At 35.3% G+C, this 21,435-nt stretch carries 20 protein-coding genes; 2 read left to right on the forward strand and 18 right to left on the reverse strand.

Annotated features, from left to right (window positions below):
- Positions 1-73: 73 nt before the first annotated feature.
- The 17 genes from PBT89_RS11520 to recR form a co-directional block, all read right to left on the reverse strand.
- Positions 74-433 (reverse strand): hypothetical protein, encoded by a 360-nt coding sequence (locus PBT89_RS11520; protein ID WP_270062041.1) that lies wholly within the window; start codon positions 431-433, stop codon positions 74-76.
- Positions 434-493: 60 nt separating this feature from the next.
- Positions 494-1,843 (reverse strand): 30S ribosomal protein S12 methylthiotransferase RimO, encoded by a 1,350-nt coding sequence (gene rimO, locus PBT89_RS11525; protein WP_270062042.1) that lies wholly within the window; start codon positions 1,841-1,843, stop codon positions 494-496.
- 86 nt (positions 1,844-1,929) lie between these two features.
- A complete protein-coding gene (locus tag PBT89_RS11530) occupies positions 1,930-2,181 on the reverse strand; it encodes a hypothetical protein (RefSeq protein ID WP_270062043.1) in 252 nt (83 codons plus the stop codon).
- 213 nt (positions 2,182-2,394) lie between these two features.
- The gene (locus tag PBT89_RS11535; RefSeq protein ID WP_270062044.1) at positions 2,395-3,273 is read right to left on the reverse strand and encodes an aminotransferase class IV; all 879 of its coding nucleotides are present in this window, start codon (positions 3,271-3,273) and stop codon (positions 2,395-2,397) included.
- 122 nt (positions 3,274-3,395) lie between these two features.
- Positions 3,396-6,632 (reverse strand): S41 family peptidase, encoded by a 3,237-nt coding sequence (locus PBT89_RS11540; protein WP_270062045.1) that lies wholly within the window; start codon positions 6,630-6,632, stop codon positions 3,396-3,398.
- A gap of 414 nt (positions 6,633-7,046) precedes the next feature.
- Positions 7,047-8,705, reverse strand: a complete 1,659-nt coding sequence (locus PBT89_RS11545; protein WP_270062046.1) for an amidase family protein — start codon at positions 8,703-8,705, stop codon at positions 7,047-7,049.
- A gap of 86 nt (positions 8,706-8,791) precedes the next feature.
- Positions 8,792-9,742, reverse strand: coding sequence for a signal recognition particle-docking protein FtsY (gene ftsY, locus PBT89_RS11550; RefSeq protein ID WP_270062047.1), 951 nt, complete (start codon positions 9,740-9,742; stop codon positions 8,792-8,794).
- 139 nt (positions 9,743-9,881) lie between these two features.
- Entirely contained in the window at positions 9,882-10,031 is a 150-nt protein-coding gene (locus PBT89_RS11555; protein WP_084842706.1) for a DUF4295 domain-containing protein, read from the reverse strand.
- Between the two features lie 8 nt (positions 10,032-10,039).
- Positions 10,040-10,222 carry a 50S ribosomal protein L33 gene (rpmG, locus tag PBT89_RS11560; RefSeq protein ID WP_093113661.1) on the reverse strand — a complete coding sequence of 61 codons (183 nt, stop codon included), beginning with the start codon at positions 10,220-10,222 and terminating at the stop codon, positions 10,040-10,042.
- Between the two features lie 26 nt (positions 10,223-10,248).
- Positions 10,249-10,488 (reverse strand): 50S ribosomal protein L28, encoded by a 240-nt coding sequence (gene rpmB, locus PBT89_RS11565; RefSeq protein ID WP_013070732.1) that lies wholly within the window; start codon positions 10,486-10,488, stop codon positions 10,249-10,251.
- A 141-nt stretch (positions 10,489-10,629) separates the two neighbouring features.
- Positions 10,630-11,880, reverse strand: coding sequence for a CinA family nicotinamide mononucleotide deamidase-related protein (locus PBT89_RS11570; RefSeq protein ID WP_270062048.1), 1,251 nt, complete (start codon positions 11,878-11,880; stop codon positions 10,630-10,632).
- Positions 11,880-12,218 (reverse strand): Hpt domain-containing protein, encoded by a 339-nt coding sequence (locus PBT89_RS11575; RefSeq protein WP_270060731.1) that lies wholly within the window; start codon positions 12,216-12,218, stop codon positions 11,880-11,882. The genes PBT89_RS11570 and PBT89_RS11575 overlap by 1 nt, the downstream gene beginning before the upstream one ends.
- Positions 12,219-12,232: 14 nt before the next feature.
- Positions 12,233-12,847 (reverse strand): fumarylacetoacetate hydrolase family protein, encoded by a 615-nt coding sequence (locus PBT89_RS11580; RefSeq protein ID WP_270062049.1) that lies wholly within the window; start codon positions 12,845-12,847, stop codon positions 12,233-12,235.
- A gap of 11 nt (positions 12,848-12,858) precedes the next feature.
- Complete coding sequence (locus PBT89_RS11585; protein WP_270062050.1) at positions 12,859-13,803, reverse strand: carboxypeptidase-like regulatory domain-containing protein; 945 nt, start codon at positions 13,801-13,803, stop codon at positions 12,859-12,861.
- Positions 13,804-13,805: 2 nt separating this feature from the next.
- Entirely contained in the window at positions 13,806-14,579 is a 774-nt protein-coding gene (locus PBT89_RS11590) for a 3'-5' exonuclease (RefSeq protein WP_270062051.1), read from the reverse strand.
- 95 nt (positions 14,580-14,674) lie between these two features.
- Entirely contained in the window at positions 14,675-16,000 is a 1,326-nt protein-coding gene (locus tag PBT89_RS11595) for a dihydrolipoamide acetyltransferase family protein (protein WP_270062052.1), read from the reverse strand.
- A 184-nt stretch (positions 16,001-16,184) separates the two neighbouring features.
- Positions 16,185-16,802 carry a recombination mediator RecR gene (gene recR, locus PBT89_RS11600; RefSeq protein ID WP_270060726.1) on the reverse strand — a complete coding sequence of 206 codons (618 nt, stop codon included), beginning with the start codon at positions 16,800-16,802 and terminating at the stop codon, positions 16,185-16,187.
- Between the two features lie 83 nt (positions 16,803-16,885).
- Here recR and PBT89_RS11605 point away from each other — a divergent pair, with 83 nt between their 5' ends.
- On the forward strand, positions 16,886-18,349 hold the full coding sequence (locus PBT89_RS11605) for a sodium:solute symporter (protein WP_270062053.1): 1,464 nt from the start codon (positions 16,886-16,888) through the stop codon (positions 18,347-18,349).
- Here the strand turns inward: PBT89_RS11605 and PBT89_RS11610 are convergent.
- On the reverse strand, positions 18,320-18,682 hold the full coding sequence (locus tag PBT89_RS11610) for a CoA-binding protein (protein WP_270062054.1): 363 nt from the start codon (positions 18,680-18,682) through the stop codon (positions 18,320-18,322). The genes PBT89_RS11605 and PBT89_RS11610 overlap by 30 nt on opposite strands.
- A 392-nt stretch (positions 18,683-19,074) precedes the next feature.
- Between PBT89_RS11610 and PBT89_RS11615 the strand changes: the two genes are divergently transcribed.
- Positions 19,075-21,429 carry a TonB-dependent receptor domain-containing protein gene (locus tag PBT89_RS11615; protein WP_270062055.1) on the forward strand — a complete coding sequence of 785 codons (2,355 nt, stop codon included), beginning with the start codon at positions 19,075-19,077 and terminating at the stop codon, positions 21,427-21,429.
- Positions 21,430-21,435: the final 6 nt, after the last annotated feature.

Below are 21,435 nucleotides of genomic sequence, written 5' to 3' on the forward strand. Positions count from 1 at the left end.
TACTAAAATAAGCTAATTGAAACTTAATTTAATGATAAATACTAATTGCACTAAGCAATTGCTAATTCCCCTGCTAAACGAGAGGATAGAATTGATTTATCATTGTTCCGGTAGCTGCTCCTTTTTTTATTGTAAGATGATAATCTGAAATATTAAGGTGATCTACTTCAGAAAGAGAATAGGTTACAGGTTTTTGGCGCCACTTCTTTAAAATAATCTTTTCACTATCCCAGCTTATTGATTCTTCTGTAGAGTCACCGTAGTAATATTGAATACCAAAATATGCAATTCCAATTATAAAATAGCCATAATACATCAAACTGAAATCATGCTCAAAAAAAAGCAATGCAAATGCAATAAGCATGTAGAGCAAGCCAAAAACATTATAATAATGCCTTCTAAAAAAGCCGTTATGTTTTTCAATTTTCTGCATAAAAAAAGGATTTCAGTTAAAAATACTGAAATCCTTTAATAATTCCTATAATAATTTATACTAAACCGTTTTTACTTTTAATTCTTTACGGGTTGGTTTTGCTTCTGCATTAAGAGGCGTTCCGTATAAATCAAAGTCGGCTGCTTCGGTAATCTCAATATCGTAATATTCACCAGTTTTCAGGTAAATTTCCGTAGCATCAATTAAGACTTCATTATCTACATCTGGAGAATCAAATTCGGTTCTACCAATAAAATAATTTCCTTCTTTTCTATCGATGATCACCTTAAAGGTTTTCCCGATTTTCTGCTGATTCAATTCCCAGGAAATTTGAGACTGAATTTCCATGATCTCATTAGCGCGCTCTTGCTTTACGTCATCTGGAACATCATCTTCAAGATTATACGCATGCGTGTTTTCTTCGTGAGAATAAGTAAAACAACCCAAACGCTCAAAACGCATTTCTTTAACCCATTCTTTTAATTCCTGAAAATGTGCTTCGGTTTCTCCCGGATAGCCAACGATAAGCGTTGTTCTAATCGCCATCTCTGGTACTATTTCACGGAATTTATATAGAAGGTCTGTGGTTTTTTTGTGAGTAGTACCGCGACGCATCGACTTTAATAGCTCATCTGAAATATGTTGTAACGGGATATCAAGGTAGTTACAGATCTTAGGCTCACGCTTCATGATCTCTAATACATCCATAGGGAATCCGGTTGGGAAAGCATAATGCAAACGAATCCATTCGATACCTTCAACTTTCACCAAATTCTCTAGTAATTCAGCCAAATTTCTTTTCTTATAAAGATCAAGACCGTAATAAGTAAGATCCTGCGCGATAAGAATTAACTCTTTTACACCGTTTGCCGCCAGTTTTTTAGCTTCAGTTACCAAATGTTCGATTGGCGTAGATTTATGACCACCGCGCATTAACGGGATAGCACAAAAACTACAAGGACGATCACAACCTTCAGCAATCTTTAAATAGGCATAATTTTTTGGTGTTGTGGTTAAACGCTCACCAATAAGCTCATGTTTGTAATCGGCTTCCAAGGCTTTTAGCAAACCAGGAAGTTCTGTAGTACCAAAATATTGATCTACATTAGGAATTTCCTTTTGTAGATCTGGCTTATATCGCTCACTTAAGCATCCGGTTACAAAAACCTTATCTACATCGCCCTGCTCTTTTTTCTCTACAAACTCTAAAATTGTGTTTACCGATTGTTCTTTGGCATTATCTATAAATCCGCAAGTGTTTATTACTACGATGTTACCTTCTTGCTCGTGAACAACCTCTTTATTATTCGCTTTTAACTGCCCCATCAACACTTCGCTGTCGTAAACATTTTTACTACAACCAAGGGTTACTACATTTATCCTGTTCTTTTTTAGCGATTTAGTCCTCATGTACAATCTTCGTTTAGGAGTGCAAAAGTAGTGAAGATGAACGAAATACTAAGACTCTCATGGAAAAATTAGCGCTTTTATAGCTTTTAATCTTCTTCTGTATTGGATTCTTCTTTTGGTTTCTTCCAAAGGCTCAAGCAAATACCTGCTGAAATTAATAAGGAAACTACAATGCCTACAATTAAAATTCCGTAGCCATCTCCTGTTAAACGATCCAAATCGTAATCCATAAATAGAAATAGATAGCCAATAAAAAGTATATCCAGAGTAAGTTGTATAATCCAGTAAGCAGTTTTTCCTTTACGGGTAAGCTTTTTGACGATAAGTAGGTCTAACATAAAATAATTCTAATCTTTGATTTTGGTTTCTTAAAACGGTGCAGAAATTCAATTATTATTTGAGAAAATAAAAAATCAATTTATCAACCTTCTAATTTTAACTATCTCATTATAAATTAAATTAGCTAAGGCATACCCATAAGACATTTATCAGAAAATTATTCAATATTTCGAGGCAAGCCCAGTAGCATTTGATCACGATTACGGAGTACACTATAAAATAGTTATTCCTAGTTGCTTTTTAACTTCTTCGGAAAATAATTGCTGAAGTCTTTTAGTGACTTTCCCAATTTCATCTCCAAAATGTAAAATTTTGTCTGGAAAATGTAGATTCTTAATAGCAGTGATCTGAGTAGTTGTTCCGGTGATAAAAACTTCGGTTACTTCATCTAATTCTGAAACCGAAAGCGCTTTTTCAACAATTTCAATATTGTTCTCTTTACACAATTTGATCAATAAATCTCGGGTAATTCCTGGTAAAATAAAATGTCCTTTTGGATGCGTATAAACCGTTTTATTTTTGACAAAAAACAGGGAAGAGTGCGAACCTTCAGTAAAAAAACCGTCTCTAATCATTATATTTTCAGCAAAACCACCTTTTTTAGCTTCGGTATTAGCAAGAATATTGGCCATTAAGGAAACCGATTTTATATCGCAGCGATGCCAACGCAGGTCGTTTGACACCACCACATCCTTAAATTGCTGCTGAAAACCTTTAAGATTGGTTTTATAGGCATACATAAGCACTGTAGCATCGTATTTTTCAGGAAAAGAATGTGTTCTTGGCGCCATTCCCCTGCTCACCTGAATGTAAATTGCGCCGTCTTCCTGGTTTAATTCAGCCAGATCGATCGCTTTTAAAATTAGTGCTTCAAAATCACCAATGTTGCATTTCAGTTCGACTTCATTTAAAGAATATTTTAATCGGTCTAAATGTTCCTTCAGCAAAAACAACTTTCCGCTGTAAAAAGGAATGACTTCGTAAATGCCGTCACCAAATAAAAAACCACGATCAAAAACAGAGATTTTCGCCTCTTCAGGCTTCAGCCATTCTCCATTTAAATAAACTTTGCTGGGGTAAGTTAGCTTCATATTGAAATGCAAAACCTAAAAATAAACTATTGTTGGGTATAAAAAAACTGCCCCGTAAAAAATTTCACGAGGCAGTTCTTAATTTTGATTTTAGATCGGAATCGACTAAGTTTTTAAAAATCTTATTCGGTTTCTTTTAAAAGTTCTTTTACCGCGGTTTGCAGCTGTGGATCTTCTCCGCTTAAAAATTCGTTATAAGGTAAAGCTACTTCGATATCTGGCTGCAATTCCATATTTTCAGTTGGTTCTCCTTCGGCTCCGATAGTGGCCACCATAGGGATACCAAAAACGATCGAAGGATCTATTTGTCGCTCCCACCAAACTGCAGTACCGGTGCCGGCAACAGGCATTCCTACCAGTTTACCAATTCCGTTTTGTTTGTACACGTAAGGGAAGATAAAAGCATCACTATAGTTTCCTTCGCTCATTAAAACAATGCTTGGTTTTGTCCAGCGAGCCATTGGTTCACCACCGCTAATCACTTCTCCCTGTGGCGCAAATTTTAGATATTCTTCTCCGCTTAAAAAAGTATTAAGATCGTCGTGTAACCAACCACCACCATTAAAACGGGTATCTACCACAAGACCTTCTTTTTCTAAATTCTTACCAAGTGCATTTTCAAAAACATCTCTAAAACTTCCGTCATTCATTCCCTGAATATGTACGTAGCCCAATTTACCATCACTAAGGCTATCGGTTTTGCGCTCCATAGTTCTTACCCAGCGCTTATACATTAAACTACGAATAGCTCCTTCTGAAACCGGTTTAATAGTTTCTTCAAAAGTTGAATTGCCACTCCTAATCGTTAGCAGTGTATTTTTATCCTGAATATTATTTAAATACTTATTCCAGTTTTCATTAGATTCGATGGTTTTACCGTTGATCTTTGTAATAATATCACCAGCTTTTATTTTACTATCGGCATTATCTAGTGGCCCTCCAGAAATAACTTCGGAAATTTTAATTCCGTTGCCCATATAAGATTCGTCATATAACAATCCTAAAGAAGCAGTGTGATCTCCGTTAGCGGCTGAAGCATAATAACGACCACCGGTGTGGGACGCATTCAATTCGCCTAAAAGTTCACTTAATAATTCCTGAAAATCGTAATTATTGTTGATATGCGGTAAAAACTTAGCGTATTCATCATGGTACATTTGCCAATCGATCCCATGAATTTCTGGATCATAGAATTTCTTGGTTACCTGTCTCCACATGTGGTTAAACATATATTCTCTTTCTGCCGCAGCATCTATAACCATATCTCCGTTAATGGCAATATTATCTAATTTACCACTTTCAGCATCCACTTTTACCAACCTGCCGTTATTACTCAAAAATAATGATTTCCCATCTTCGCTAATTTCGATTCCGCTTGGAGAACCGCCCATTTTAGCCAAGATCTTAGTTTCTCTTGTTCTAGGTTCGGTTACCCAAAGATCATATCCTTTTTCAAATGAAGCCAGGTAAAAAACCTTACTCGCATCTTTATTTAAAACGTAATCACTAATGCTGGCCGAATTGATCGTAAGCTTTACTTTACGGATATCCAGGTTATCAAAATCGAGCTTTAAAGGCTCGTCTTTTTTATCATCTTTCTTCTTTTTAGACTTTTTATCGTCTTCTTCAGCTTTTTCCTTTTCTTCTTTCTCCTTTTTCTCTCGTTCTTCTAAAAGCTTGAATTCTTCTTCGCTTAATGTATAACGATCGTAAGCTTTTTGATCGAAAAATACCGCATAGATATCCTGCTCTGTACTTCCCTGTAGTGCTAAAGATTTTCTACCTTCACGACTGCTGGCGTACGTCATCATCTTACCATCCATCGCCCATTTGGCATTGGATTCCCCAAATCCGCTATTGACTGGATGAAAAATTTCACCGCTACCATCAGCTTTGATCAAGGCGGTATTGTTAAGGAAGAAATAGCCTTTTTGATCGTCTACCATTAACCAACGACTATCTGGACTCCATTGAAAAGACCAGTCTCCATCGCTATAAGAATGATTTCTACCTTCAGGAAGAATAACTGTTTTCTTACCCGATTTTAGATCCATTACCTTCAAGATATTTCGCTCTTCTACAAAGGCGATTTTGGATGAATCTGGGGCTATTTTTGCCTGAAATTCTTCAGCTTCAGTATTAATTAAAGGTTTGATATCTACGATGGTCGAAGCATAAAAATATTCTTCCTGAGGTCGGTTTAACGTCGCTTTATACACATTCCAGCTACCATCCCTCTCTCCGGAAAAAATAAGTTCTTTTCCATTTGGAGACCAACTGATCATTCGCTCTTGCGTAGAGGTATTGGTAATTCTTTTGGTACGAGAATCATCTACACCCGTAACAAAAACTTCCCCACGGTTTACAAAAGCAATCTCTTTATTGTTCGGACTAACAGCAAACTCGGTTACGCTGTTTATATCCATATTTTTGATAGCTTCAAAAGCAGCGTCATCCAAAACTTTGATCGCCAATTTTTTAGGCTTAGATCCTGGCATCAATGTATAAACCTCTCCTTTCCAAGAAAAAGACAGTTTATCATTATCTGAAATACTTAAATGACGAACCGGAAAATCTTTAAAGTTTGTCAGTTTTTCTTCTGAACCTGAATTTAGGGTTTTCACGTAAAGATTTTGTGTACCGTCCTTTTCATTCAGATAAAATACTTTTGAAGCATCTGTACTGAATACCGGCTCGCGATCTTCACCTTCAAAATCACTAATTTGCTTATAAGAATCATTTTCTAAATCGTACAACCAAATATCCCTGGTCACTGCTGAAGTATGATGTTTTCTCCAGGCATCTTCGTAACCTTTTCTATCCTGAAATACCAAATGCTCTCCATCTTTACTGAAATGAGCTTCTTCAGCTCCTGCGGCGGTAATCAATTTTGGTCTTCCTTCTTTTACAGGAATGGTATATAAATTTTGAAACAATCCGGGATTAGGAAATCTTACGCTGGAAGCTGGTGCGTTGCGCCCACTTCCGTAGAGAATTTTATCATCTTGTGGTGTAAAATCATAAGGAAAATCATTGGCGCTATTAAAGGTTAATCTTGTTGGTGTGCCGCCAGTTGCCGGCATGGTATACACATCAAAATTTCCGTAGCGATCACTAGCAAAGGCGATATTTTTACCATCATTACTCCAAACAGGACGCATATCGTAAGCATCTCCTGTAGTTATGGCAATAGCCACACCACCATCGCTACTAACGCGATAAAGGTTTCCCATGTATCCAAAAATGATGGTTTTACCGTTCGGCGAAATCGAGGGATATCGTAGCCATTTTGCATTTTCTTGTGCCGAGGCTGCCAGGCTTACAAACAATAGCATTATCAGCAAGTAAAATTTTCTCATAAAGTAATTGAATTATATTTAGATAATTTTCAGAGTGGCACTAAGATACTAACTATTGCAAATTAATTGCAATAAAAAACCCATCAAAACTTTCATTAAGATGGGTTTTCCTTCTAAAAGGATATGATTTTAAGCTTTAAGTGCTAAAATATTCGTGCAGACCTAATAACCAACCTTGTTCATAATACCTAATAATACTTATAAGAATTGCAGAAAAGATCACATATAGCCAATTGTACTTTTTAATCTTTACAAAATAAGCTCCTAATAGCCCCAATATTAACACCGGAAAAGCCATAATTAAATTTGCATAAAGCCAGGCACCTTGGAAAACGGCTAAGACTTTCATGAAAACATAAAAAAGACAGTAAATAAATATTAATTTGGATAATATTATCAAATATCTTCTTTTCATTATTTTATATAATCTTTTGGAGGTTTACGTTGTTTAGATTCCTTTTCATAGGCATAAGCCCAACGTAGCAAATCCTGCTCTGAATATGGAACAGAGATAAACGTTAAGCCTTTTGGTTCTCCATACTTATCGTAACCCATCGGTACCGTAATTGCAGGATATTCTGCTGCTGCTGCAAAACCGGCATGATAATTATTGATAGAGACAATACCATCTAATTGGTGCTTATTCATAGGTGCATTGAAAAATTTTCTACCTCTTGACTTTAGCGTATCTTTAATTGCCTGTAATTCTTCTATTGAAGCTGAATCTTTTACAACACCTTCGAGTAAAGCTTGTCCATATGGAATGCGCTGTACAGAATCTTCTGTATTAAAAACAACAATATCTTCTATAGTTTTTACATCTACTCTCTTCGCGTAGCGTTCTAAATAGGCTGACAAGTCGTTTTTCATATCCAGGCTTAAAAGCCTCTTAAAATCTGACAATTCGACATCCTCGGCTTTAAAAATAACGATTTTAGCCCCTATTTTTTTAAGTTCATTTAAAGCTTTGCTATAAAGTGAATCCTTCATCAATTCTTTAATAGCACCTAACCTTACTCCTCTAAGACTCGTAGTGTCTGTTAAAGCTGAATAATAATCTTTTTTGATTTCAATAGAATCAGCATACACCTTACTATCCAAGGTATCTCTTCCGACCATTGCAGATAGTAGCACTGCATTATCTCGTACTGTTTTGGTTATTGGACCGGGAGTATCTAAGGTACTTGAAATTGGAACAATCCCTCTTCTACTTAACAAACCTACCGTTGGCTTTAATCCTACAAGACTATTCTGACTAGCAGGAGAAAGAATAGATCCAGAGGTTTCTGTTCCTACAGCCAATGGAGAGAAATTGGCAGCAACAGCAACTGCACTACCAGAGCTTGATCCTCCGGTATCAAAAAGTCTCCTACCATATGGATTTAAAGTTTGTCCTCCAACTGCAGAATATCCACTTGGGCAATCGTTACAGAAAAAATATGCCCATTCACTAAGGTTCGCTTTCCCTAAAATTAAAGCGCCCTCCTTTTCTAATTGAGCTGCAATGAATGCATCTGGAGTGGTATTACCTTGCAATGCAACGGCACCGGCAGTTGTTGCCATGGTAGCGGTATTAATATTATCTTTTAACAAGACCGGCATACCGTAAATCGGACTTTTATCTTTAGTATTTTTGTAATTTCTATCTCTTAGACGAGCATTACTTAAAACATCTGGATTTAATGCTATAACAGAATTCAATGCCAGTTCATTCTCTCTGTCCAACTTACGCATTCTGTAAAGATAGAATAAGGTTAACTCCTCATAGGTGAGACTGTCTTGCGCAATACTATTTTGTAATTCTGTAATATCTTTTTCTAGAATGATTGTTTTTAAACTATCATATTTTTTCTCAGTTATCTTATATAATTCAATCTCAAAAGGAGACCACATTACATTTTTTTCAAGATATTTAGAATCTAAAACTTTAAATTGTAAAATTACATCACCTTGATAATCGCTTGTTCCGGTTGAATCTGAGACAACGATATCTTGCGTATCTTCACTATTTTTTTTATCCTTTCCGCAGCTTATTATAGCCAATATCATACATAAGAATAAGATCTTTTTCATATGGGGTTTGCTTAAATTGTTTGGGTTATTTGCTAATTACTAGATCTTTATTCTCGTTAAGGAATAAATAGTTAAAATCACTAATATTATTTAAAGAAAGAGTCTACAAATTCAATTTTATTAAAAACTTGTAGATCTTCTACACGTTCACCAACACCGATATATTTTACCGGAATCTGAAATTGATCGCTTATACCAATTACTACTCCGCCCTTAGCGGTACCATCTAATTTGGTTACTGCTAAAGAGGTAACTTCGGTAGCTGCAGTAAATTGCTTAGCCTGCTCAAAAGCATTTTGACCAGTAGAACCATCTAAAACTAATAAAACTTCATGTGGCGCATCTGGAATTACTTTTTGCATTACTCGCTTCACCTTAGAAAGTTCTTTCATCAGGTTAATTTTATTATGCAGCCTTCCAGCAGTATCTATTAGAACAACATCAGCATCCATTTGCACAGCTTTTTGCACGGTATCGAAAGCTACGGAAGCCGGATCACTGCCCATTTCCTGACGTATAATCGGTACATCTGTACGATCTGCCCAAACTTGTAATTGATCTATAGCTGCAGCTCTAAAGGTATCGGCTGCGCCTAATACAACCTTTAAACCTCTATTCTTAAATTGATTGGCAAGTTTTCCTATTGTAGTTGTTTTACCAACACCATTTACACCCACAACCATCATCACATAAGGTTTCTTATTCGGGATAACAAAATCAGTCGCCTCACCAGAATTTGTTTCAGAAAGTAAACCTGATATTTCTTCTCTTAGAATTTTATTTAGCTCTTCTGTTCCTAAATATTTATCTCTGGCAACACGATCTTCTATACGATTTATGATTTTTATCGTAGTAGCAACTCCAACATCACTGCTTACTAAAACATCTTCAAGATCGTCTAAAACTTCATCATCCACCTTAGATTTACCAGCAACAGCTTTACTCATTTTAGATAGAAAGCTGCTTTTACTTTTCTCCAGCCCTTTATCTAGAGTTTCTTTTTTTTCTTTCGAAAATATCTTTTTAAATAAACTCATTTTTCAAAGTTGGTTTTAATGAGAATAGTCTTTTTAGCCAAAAGACTTTGTAATTAGGGGCAAATATACATAAAAAGAAAAAGCCGTCCCGATAAGAAATCAGAACGGCCTTTTAAAAAAATTATAATTTTTTATACAATTACTTTTTCAAGTAATCGTTAACTTCTTCAGGAGCCATAATAGCTTCAACGAAAGTATATGCACCTGTTTTAGGAGATTTAACCATCTTGATAGCTTTAGTTAATCTCTTAGATCCTGTTTGTAATGCTGCTACTGATTTCTTTGCCATGACTCAAATTATTTAATCTCTTTATGAACCGTCATTTTTTTCAAGATTGGGTTAAATTTCTTTAACTCCATTCTATCCGGCGTATTCTTTTTATTCTTAGTAGTAATATATCTAGATGTACCTGGTTTACCAGAAGCTTTATGCTCAGTACACTCTAAAATAACCTGTACTCTGTTTCCTTTCTTTGCCATCTTACTTTATTTTTATAGGTAAAGGATTATTTCTGAAGAAATCCTTTTGCTCTAGCCTCTTTGATCACGGCAGAGATTCCTTTTTTGTTAATATTTTTAAGCGCAGAGGTAGATACTTTCAAAGTAATCCATTTATCCTCTTCAGGAATAAAAAAACGTTTTTTTACCAAATTGGCGTTAAATTTACGCTTGGTTTTATTCATTGCGTGAGAAACATTGTTCCCAACCATCGCTTTTTTACCTGTAAGTTCACAAACTCTTGACATTGCTCTATACTTTATCTCGTTATTTCAAAACAGGGTGCAAATTAACGGTTTTTCTACCTAATTCACAACACATTTTGAGAAAAAAATTTACAATTTTTATTTCTTCAATATTGAGTATTAAATTATTGGCTAAAAACCAAGTTATTTAAGAGCGTAAATTTCATCTAATATGAGCTCTAAGCTTTTATTTACAGCCTTTCCAACGACCTTTTCACGATGGTTTCCAAAGCTATATTCTTTTGCATAAACAGTTTCTGGAGTGGCTATCGCTATAAAAACCGTACCTACCTGAGCATCGCTATCCCCCTTTTTGGGACCCGCATTGCCGGTGGTTGCGATCGCATAATCGGTTTGGTATAAAGCCTTTACTCTTTTTGCCATTTCACAAGCCACCTGACTACTAACTACGGAATATTCTTCAATAAGTTCTTTGGGAACTCCTAAAATATTCACCTTCGCTGAAGTTGCGTAAGCTACCACACTACCTTTAAAAAAGGCTGAAGATCCAGGATACTCTGTAAATATTGAGGCTAATCTCCCGCCGGTAAAACTTTCAGCAGTAGCTAAGAAAGCATTTTTTTTCTTCAGTAAATTACCAATTTGAACTTCTATTGGATCTTCTTCTTCAATTCCTCTTATAATCTCTCCAATAATATTTTTTAAAGAATTTATCTGCTCATCAATTTCTTGCTCCATTTTGGCAAGATCATTTCCTTTTGAACTTAGCCTTAAACGTACTTTACCAAGATTTGGCAAATAGGCTAAACGAATATGCGAAGGTAAAGCATCTTCCCAGGCTTCAATCTTTTCAGCAATTGCGCTTTCCCCCATTCCGTAGGTAAGTACGGTTTTGTGCAAAATCACCGGTCTTTTAAATCGATCTATAATTCGTGGAATCACTTCGTCCTCCATTAAAGATTTCATCTCGTAAGGAACACCAGGCATGGATACAAAGATTGTTTCGCCTTTTTTAAGCCACATCCCTGGAGCAGTTCCAAACCTATTCATAAGCACTTCAGCTTTAGAAGGAACTAAAGCTTGCATTCTATTTAAATCTGAAATTGGAGTGTCTATATATTTCTCAAAAAGCTCCTCTACGTGAGCAAGAACTTTCTCATCTTGCACCAACTCATCATCAAAAAACTTACAAAGACATTTTTTAGTAATATCATCCTTGGTTGGGCCTAGACCTCCTGTGATAATTACAATATCTGCTCTTTGTTGTGCATCTTTGAGTGTGTCTAAAATATGATCCCAATCATCTTCTATAGAAGTTATTTGATGAATACTTACGCCTATTTTATTAAGCGATTTGGCAATATATGCCGAATTAGTATCGATAATTTGGCCAATAAGAATTTCGTCGCCAATGGTTATAATTTCTGCGTTCATTACAGATTAAAATCTTCTTTTAATTCTTTACATACCTGATCGACCTTGGTCGTTATAATGCTACCCGCCTCTGGTACATCTTCATTATTTTTTCCTTGTTTAGACCAATGCTCTATAGTTGTGATTTGTGGCATTAGATCTAAGCCAAACAATTTAAGGTTTGGTTTCATTTTGTGAGCATATCTATAAGCCAGCGTTGCATTACCGTTAGCTATAGCTTCATTCATTGCGGCGGCATCTGGCGGAACTTCTTCAAGAAATGTTTGCACAACAACCAGCAGAAAATCCTGATCGCCATCTGCCATTTCTTCAACATCTTTTAGATTATAGGTACTCATAAGGATTATAGAGTTTATTTGATATTTATAGAGAACATTTCTTCATTTTCAATAAAACCTGTTAATTGATCTTCTGGAACCACTGGCCCAACTCCTGCGGGAGTACCGGTAAAGATCACATCACCGATCTTAAGGGTAAAGTATTTTGAAATATAAGAAATTAGTTCATCAATCTTCCACAACATCAACGAAGTATTACCCTTTTGAACAATTTCTTCGTTCTTCTTTAAGCTGAAATTAATATTATTTAAATCTGAAAATTGATTTTTATCCAACCATTTTTCTCCTATCACTGCTGCGCCATCAAAACCCTTTGCTTTTTCCCACGGAAGGCCTTTTGCCTTTAATTGAGATTGAAGGTCTCTTGCAGTAAAATCTATCCCTAAGCCTATCTCGTTATAGTATTTATGAGCAAATTTAGGCTGAATATGTTTCCCTACACGTACAATTTTAACCAAAAGCTCTACTTCGTAATGCACATCATTAGAAAAATCTGGAATAAAAAATGGCTGTTTTTTTAACAATATCGCCGTATCTGGTTTCTGAAATACCACCGGATCATCTGGCTTTTCATTTTCCAATTCAGCAATATGATCAGTGTAATTTCTACCTATGCAAATAAGCTTCATCTACAATTCTTTTAATCTGTTAATATAATTTTGAATGCTGGTACGGGTAATTTGCCTGAAAATGCATCATTCGAATTATCTAAAGTATTCATTTTCCTCCAACCACTGGTGTCTTTGTAATATGAGCTAAAATTAGGAGAATACTCTTCTAAAACTCCTTTAAAAACTGGCCCGTATTTTTGTAATTCTACGTTTTTATAAATTATCGTATCATTTACACGATAATCTTTCTTTTCGTAATAACTATTCTCCTTTATAAAAAGATGCTCTACAGCTACGAAAAAACCACTTTCCGGAACAGGAATTTTATAAGGAAGCATATCAATTTTTGTCTTAAATTGATTTGGTGCTTTTTCTATAATTATACCATCACTTAAAAGATCATAAGAAGGCTTTCCATTTTGATCTACAGCCATAATTCGCAAACGATACTTTGCGTTTCCGTAAAGTGTTTCTTCTACTGAAAAATATCGTACTTCAATTTGTTTTATAAAACACCCCTCTTCAAATTTAGCAGGTTTCTCATAATATCTGGCCACGATACTTGGATATTGACCGCCGCTAAAGTTCCCTAAACCTATTGATTCCCCGATTCTAAAATCGTTGATCCTTTTTGTTTTTTTATTCTGAATCGTATATAAATAAACCTCAGCTAAACCATCTATTGATGGCGATAACTTAACAACCTTTCCTTTTAAATCCTTTAATTTAACGTATTTAGATTGGTAACCAACATAACTAAATTTGGCTTCAGTCTTATCTGAAATATCCTTTACTACAAAAGTATACCTTCCTTTTTCGTCGGTAGAAATTCCTTTTCTTGCTTCTTCCAAAACAATATTAACGTAAGGTAAAGGTTCTAATGTTTTAGCATCTACCACCTGCCCTACTGCTCTAACTGTCTGCGAAAAACTGCTAACAGAAATAAATAGAAATACAGTGAAAAGGGCACGCATCTTTAAAGTTTGGTATTTAGTTTACGCAATTTGATCGCCGTTAATACTTTTTTTGTGTACAAAGGAAAATCTGCATTTTGAAGCCAGCCAAAATAACCTGGTTCTTTTTCTAAAACTTCTTCTACCAGTTTGCCACGATACTTCCCAAAGGAGAAGACTTCCTGACCTTTTTTATTGAACGTGATAAAGCCTGCAAAATCTGCAAAAGTTTTTCTAGCACTATATTTAGACAACCATTTGATATCATTTTCTAAATCGTCGTATTTATCTAGCTGAGACTTTAAAACTTCAAAAGTAGCTTCAGTATCGGCAGCGGCACTGTGCGCATCGATAAGGTCTTTTCCGCAGTAAAATTTAAAAGCGGCTGCTAAAGTTCGCTGTTCTTTTTTATGGAATATGGTTTGAACGTCTACAGCCAACATATTCTTCATATCAAAATCGATATCTGCACGTAATAATTCTTCAGCAAGAAGCGGAATATCAAATCGGTTCGAGTTATAACCTCCTAAATCGCAACCTTTAATCATATCGTAAACTTGCTTAGATAATTCTTTAAAAGTAGGTTCATTGGCCACTTTTTCATTTGAAATACCATGAATATCGATAACCTCTTTAGGGATTTCCATCTCAGGGTTTACCAGCCAGGTTCTACTTTCTTTATTTCCGTTAGGAAAAACTTTTAAAATTGCGATTTCTACAATCCTATCTTTAGCCAGATTTGTTCCTGTGGTTTCTAGGTCGAAAAAACAGATAGGTTTTGTAAGGTTTAATTCCATGATATTTTTTTGTTTTCTTAATAGCAAGATAAAAATAAAACCGGAACCACTTGATAAAAGCAGCTCCGGTTTTTAATCTAATTCTTAATAATTTATTATAGTTCTCTGTTTTTATCGAATCCTTCCAAATACTGTGCTACTCTTTGTACAAATTGGCCTCCAAGGGCTCCATTTACTACACGGTGATCGTAGCTATGGGATAAAATCATTTTATATCGAATCCCGATAAAATCTCCTTCAGGAGTTTCGATCACTGCCGGCATTTTACGAATGGCTCCTAAGGCTAAAATTCCTACCTGAGGTTGATTAATAATTGGTGTCCCCATAATGCTTCCAAATGTTCCTACATTGGTTACGGTATAAGTCCCGCCTTGTATATCGTCTGGCTTCAGTTTATTTTGTCGCGCTCTACCTGCAAGATCATTCACTGCTTTTGCCATTCCCACAAGGTTCAATCGATCGGCATTTCTGATAACCGGAACTATAAGATTTCCATCTGGAAGCGCTGCGGCCATACCAAGATTTATATCTTTTTTCTTAATTACTTTGTCGCCATCTACAGAAATATTGATTAGTGGGAAATCGCGAATAGCTTTTGCAACGGCTTCCATAAAGATTGGTGTAAAGGTTAGCTTCTCCCCTTCTTTTTTCTGAAAAGAATCTTTATGCTTATTTCTCCAATTCCAGATATTTGTTACATCGGCCTCTATAAAAGATTGTACATGGGCTGAAGTTTGCACACTGTCAATCATGTGCTTACTAATCATTTTACCCATTCGGCTCATCTCGATAATTTCATCTTCTCCTGAAGCCACTACGTTTTCCTGATTTTTAAAAGCAGGTTCTAATTGATTTGAAGAGGAAGACGAAACTTTTTCAGCGCTATTATTCTCTGTTTTATTTGATCGATTTTCAACGTAAGCTAAAATATCGTCTTTAGTTACACGTCCATCTTTACCAGTACCCTCTATACCCTCTAATTCTTCGAAGCTAATATTTTCTTCTTTAGCTATATTTTTAACTAGCGGAGAATAAAAACGATCTGAATCTGAGTAATCTTCACTGCCTACTGTTTCTTTTGCAGTTTCCACAGCGCTTTCGGCTTTTGCTGCGTGTTGCTCTAAATCTTCATCTTCCTTGGTATCTATCTCAAATTCGTCTTCTTCCTGCTCAATTTCACTTTCTGTTTCAATAATCGCGATGGTTTGGCCAACTTCAACTACATCATCGGTATCAAAAAGTATTTCTAATATTTTGCCATCAACCTCACTCGGCACTTCGCTATCAACCTTATCGGTCGCAATTTCAAGTACAGGTTCATCGGCTTCAACGGTATCGCCTACTTCTTTTAACCAGCTGGTTATGGTTGCCTCAGCAACACTTTCTCCCATTTTAGGTAATTTCAGTTCAAATTTTGCCATATCTATATTCGAAAGCTATTTTTCATTATTTTGTTTGCGAATTTACTTAAAATAAAGGTTTTTAAATATTAAAAAATCAATAAAATATAAATTCACTGAAAATATTTTTACGCCTATCTTAAAAAATTTGCTGTGTAAAATTACAATTTCATCTATCAACCCAAAAATAATAGACTTATACATTTTAATTTTTTAGACTATTTTCAAAAGGTATGCGATTAGTAATACTCCTACCTAGTGTAACCTCATCGGCATACTCCAATTCATCACCAACACTAATTCCCCGTGCAATGGTAGACGTCTTTACGTTGGTACCTTCAAGCTGTTTGTAGATATAAAAATTGGTGGTATCACCTTCCATCGTACTACTTAAGGCGAAGATAATCTCTGTTATCTTTCCGTCTTTCACTTTATCTATCAAAGGTTTAATGGTAAGTTGCGAAGGTCCTATCCCATCCATAGGACTTATTTTTCCGCCTAATACATGGTACATCCCGCGATACTGGCCCGTATTTTCTATAGCCATAACATCACGTATATCTTCTACCACGCAAACTACTTCTTCCTGTCTGGAAGGATTGGCGCAGATATCGCACAATTCGGTATCGCTAATATTAAAGCAATTTCGACAACGTTTTACTTCCGATTTCAGTTTAGATAGTGCCTTTGTTAACTGCTCAGTTTGTGTTTCTGGCTGCCGTAATAAATGTAATACCAGCCGTAAGGCGGTACGTTTTCCTATACCGGGCAACTGTGACATTTGATCTACAGCCTGCTCCAATAATTTCGAAGAAAAATCCATAGCGACAAATTTACGATTTTTAAATCGATGCTAATAGTTACGATTATGCTAAGTTTGCAAAGCATTTGGTTAAATTTATAGATATGGAGCCCATACACATTGTCCTGCTCATCGTTATTTATTTTGGAGTTTTAATGCTCATCTCTTATTTCACTGGTAAGGAAGATAGTAATGAAGCTTTTTTTAAGGCTGAAGGTAAATCGCCATGGTACATCGTAGCTTTTGGTATGGTTGGCGCTTCTCTATCTGGCGTGACATTCATCTCGGTTCCCGGTTGGGTTAGAGATTCCCAGTTTAGTTATATGCAGGTAGTAGCAGGTTATTTATTTGGCTATCTGGTTATCTCATTTGTATTGCTTCCTATTTACTACAGCCTAAATGTAACTTCAATTTATCAATATTTGAATAACCGATTCGGAATTGTAAGTTACAAAACCGGTGCTTTTTTCTTTTTTATATCTAGAGTTTTAGGAGCTTCATTTCGACTTTTTCTGGTAGCTACTGTATTGCAATACTTTGTTTTTGAAGCATGGAATGTTCCTTTTGTGGTTACCGTAGTCCTTTCTATATTACTTATTTGGATCTATACATCGCGAGGCGGTATTAAAACAATTGTTTATACCGATACGCTACAAACCTTATTTATGCTAGGTTCTGTAGGTATTGCAATATATTTTATTTCAACCGAATTAAATTGGACGTTCAACGACTTTTTTACCGCACCGGAACTTGCTCCTTACACTGAAACTTTTCATTTTGATGACTTCCTCGAAAAGGATTATTTCTGGAAAGCTTTTTTTGGCGGTATGTTTATCACAATTTGTATGACGGGACTCGACCAAGACATGATGCAGAAAAATTTAACCTGCAAAAGCCTAAAAGATGCTCAGAAAAACGTGATGTCCTACAGTTTAGTATTTATTCCGGTTAATATATTATTTCTTTTTCTAGGAGCCTTATTGTTTATTTATGCTGAACAAAATGGGATTAATATTCCTATGCTGGATGGTAAAGAAAAAACCGATCTTCTTTTTCCCGAAATTGCTTTAAATGCTGAAATGGGAATAGGACTGGCCATTATCTTTTTGCTTGGCCTTATTGCAGCTGCATATTCTAGCGCCGATAGCGCACTTACCAGTTTAACCACCAGCTTTTGTGTAGACTTTCTGGATATAGAAAAACGAGAAGTAAGCGACCAAACCGGTATTAGAAAGCGAGCACATATTTTAATAAGCATACTGCTTGTAATTGTGATTATGGCTTTTAAATATCTTCTAGACAGTAGCGTGATTGATCTTCTGCTAAAAGCGGCTAGTTATACCTATGGCCCTCTACTTGGACTGTTTGCCTTTGGGATTTTCACCAAAATGAAAATCAAAGATCATCTGGTATGGATCGTTGCCATAATCTCTGTAGCCTTAACTTTTGTAATTGGTAATATACCACCAGACTATCTTGGCGGTTATGTATTTAATTATGAATTGCTAATTGTAAACGGCGCAATAACTTTCTTAGGTTTAGTATTGATTCGTACCAAGCATCACTAAAGTACAGGCATTCTGAAATTCTATATTGTTATCTTTTAAGATTCGATATAATTCAGGATTTTCTGTTCCAGGATTAAAAATCACTCGCTTTGGATTTAATGCTACCAGATATTCGTAATATTCCGGCTGATTTCTTGGTCCAACATATAATGTGACCGTATCAATATCAGAAAAAATTATTTTTTCATTTTCGATCTTTACTCCATCAACTTCGCCTTCTTTCAACCCAAGAGCTACTGTAGGTTGCTGTTTACTTTTCAACTTTTTAATAGCCATATTAGAGTATCTGGCTGGATTAGTTGAAGCGCCTATTACTAAAGTCTTTTTCTTCATATTATTAATTAACTAAGGGCAAGCCTATGATTTTTTTTGAAATTTATTTTTATGTCGAGGCAAATCTCAACATGTCATCTCGATTATTGAGTAAAAATACTTTTTAAAAATTACTGTAACAAGTTTAAAACTTATCAGTCTTTATAGTAAGACTAGTCTAAAAATGCTGTTGCTATCTTTTTTTGATGGTTAGAAGATAGCAATGCTTTTAAAGTTCGCGCTGGTTGCAAGGCGCGAACTTTTTTTAAAATTAATTCAGGTTTTCTGTAACATTAATTTTTTAGCGTCGTCTTTATAGTAGAAATCATCAATATTCTAAAAACATACGTTTTCATATTATGTAATACAAAGTATTATCTATAACAAAACAACATCAAAACATCAATCAAAAAATGAAACAGTTATTCGTAATCATCATCCTTACATTATCCTCTTTTCATTCAGTTGCAAATAATGAACCATTTGCAAGAATTTCAGGAACTATTATGGATTTAAACTTACAGGAACCTGTTCCTTATGCCACAATTAGTTTACAGGATACCGAAGGAAAAATCATCACAGGAACTACATCAGAAGAAGACGGGTCATTCATCATCAAAAAAGTAAAACCGGGCAATTATACGCTGGGGATTCAATTTATCGGTTACAACAAATTCTCAAAGGAAATTGAAATCACGCGAAATTCAGGAGCAATAGATTTAGGAATTATCAACCTTGAAGCTGCTGTTGCTGAAATGGATGAAGTAACCGTGGTAGGCGAACGCTCAACGATCGAACAGCGAATTGACCGCAAAATTATTAATGTAGGGAAAGATCTAACCACTACCGGAGCCACCGCTTCAGAAATAATGAATAATGTACCATCGGTAAATGTAGATCAGGACGGTAACATTGCACTCAGGGGAAATTCTAACGTAAGAATTTTAATTGATGGCAAACCAACAAATATGGATCCTGCCCAGTTATTAAAGCAGATCCCTTCTACTTCAATCAAAAAAATTGAATTAATAACTAATCCTTCAGCAAAATATAATCCTGAAGGTATGAGCGGAATAATTAACATTGTGCTGCATAAAAATGCGAATAACGGATTTAACGGAAATTTAAATACCGGACTAACCTATGGTGAAAATGCACGTTTAAATGGTTCTTTGGATCTCAACTATCGCCAGGGAAAATTTAATTTCTACGCCAACCTAGGAAGCAATTTTGGAAAACGCCAAAATATTAACAATATCAATCTTGTAGGAAGAGACGCTAAGCAAAACCTGGATATGATAAACGATAATAATTCTTATATCTACAAAGTTGGCGTTGATTATTTTTTAGACGATAATAATACTTTTAGCTTTTATACCAATCAAAACGTTTTTGATGGCGGCCTAGATGCCACAATTAATGCAATATATCTAAACAATCCTTCTAATAGTTTTGACCAGCTTCTAAATATTGATTTTGAAAGTAATAATGCTACTTACAATTTCGCATATAAGCATTTGTTTGCTAAAGAAGGTCACGAAATTCTATTTGAAGCAGATTATAATGATTATGACGGTAATGAAGATTTTACTGCAAATTTCAGCGAAAACGCTTCTTTTGATTCTTATACTGAAGATGTAAATGAAGACAGAGGAACTTTAATAACTAATATTGATTACACCTTACCTATTGGAGAGCGTTCTAAATTTGAAGCAGGCGCTGAAGCAAGAATACTAAAAAACGAACAGGATTATGATACTAATAATCCATTAGCACAAGATTCAGACTATAGCTACGATCGTAATATCTATTCGCTTTACGGCACATTTGGCCAGAACTACGAGAAGTTTTCTTACCAGATAGGAGCGCGTTTAGAAAGTTTTGATATCGATGCAGAGGTATATGGAGAAAACGTCTTTGAGGATGATTATATCACATTATATCCTTCTGGATTTTTCAACTATACGCCAAACGAAAAAAACACCTATCAGATAAGTTATAGTCGAAGGATTGATCGCCCGAGTTTGAGCCAGGTAAGTCTCGTAAGACAGATTAGTACTCCTACCATTACAGTTTTAGGAAATCCAGATTTACAACCACAGTTTACAAATTCGATAGAATTCAATTATACCAGAAATCTTAAAAACGGAAGTTTTACGGGAGGTGTTTTCTTCAGAAATATTAATGATAATATTAATCAACTAATTGAAGAAGATCCATCAGATCCTGCGAGTCTATTTATTTCGTTTGCTAATTTTGATGACACGAATGCTTATGGTGTTGAATTATCTTCTAACTATAAATTTACGGAATGGTGGAGCGCGAATGGTAGTTTTGAATTGTACCAACAAACTCAAAGTGGTGTTGTAGGAAGCGATTTTGTTGAAGTAGACAATACTGTTTACACTGCCAGAATTAATAATAGCTTTTCTGTCACCGAAGATTTGACTTTGCAGTTATTTGGTTTTTACAGAGGCCCAAGCCAAGAACTTCAATTTAAAAATGAAGATGTATTTTTTGCGAATATTGGCGGGCGCTATTCGTTTTTGGATAACAAAGCTACAGTTAGTTTAAACTTTAATGATGTTTTTGGAACCCAAGAATATAAGTTTAGCACTACCAGACCTTACGAACAAAACGGAATTTTTAAAAGTGAATTTCAAAACGTATATGTAGGATTTAGCTATCGTTTTGGAGGTAATAATGCTAAGAAATTAAAAAGAAAACAAAGAGATAACGATGAAGCCCAAGGCGGCGGAATGTTTTAAAGAAAA

The sequence above is a fragment of the Zunongwangia sp. HRR-M8 genome (assembly GCF_027594405.1).
In the GTDB taxonomy this organism is placed as follows: Bacteria; Bacteroidota; Bacteroidia; order Flavobacteriales; family Flavobacteriaceae; genus Zunongwangia.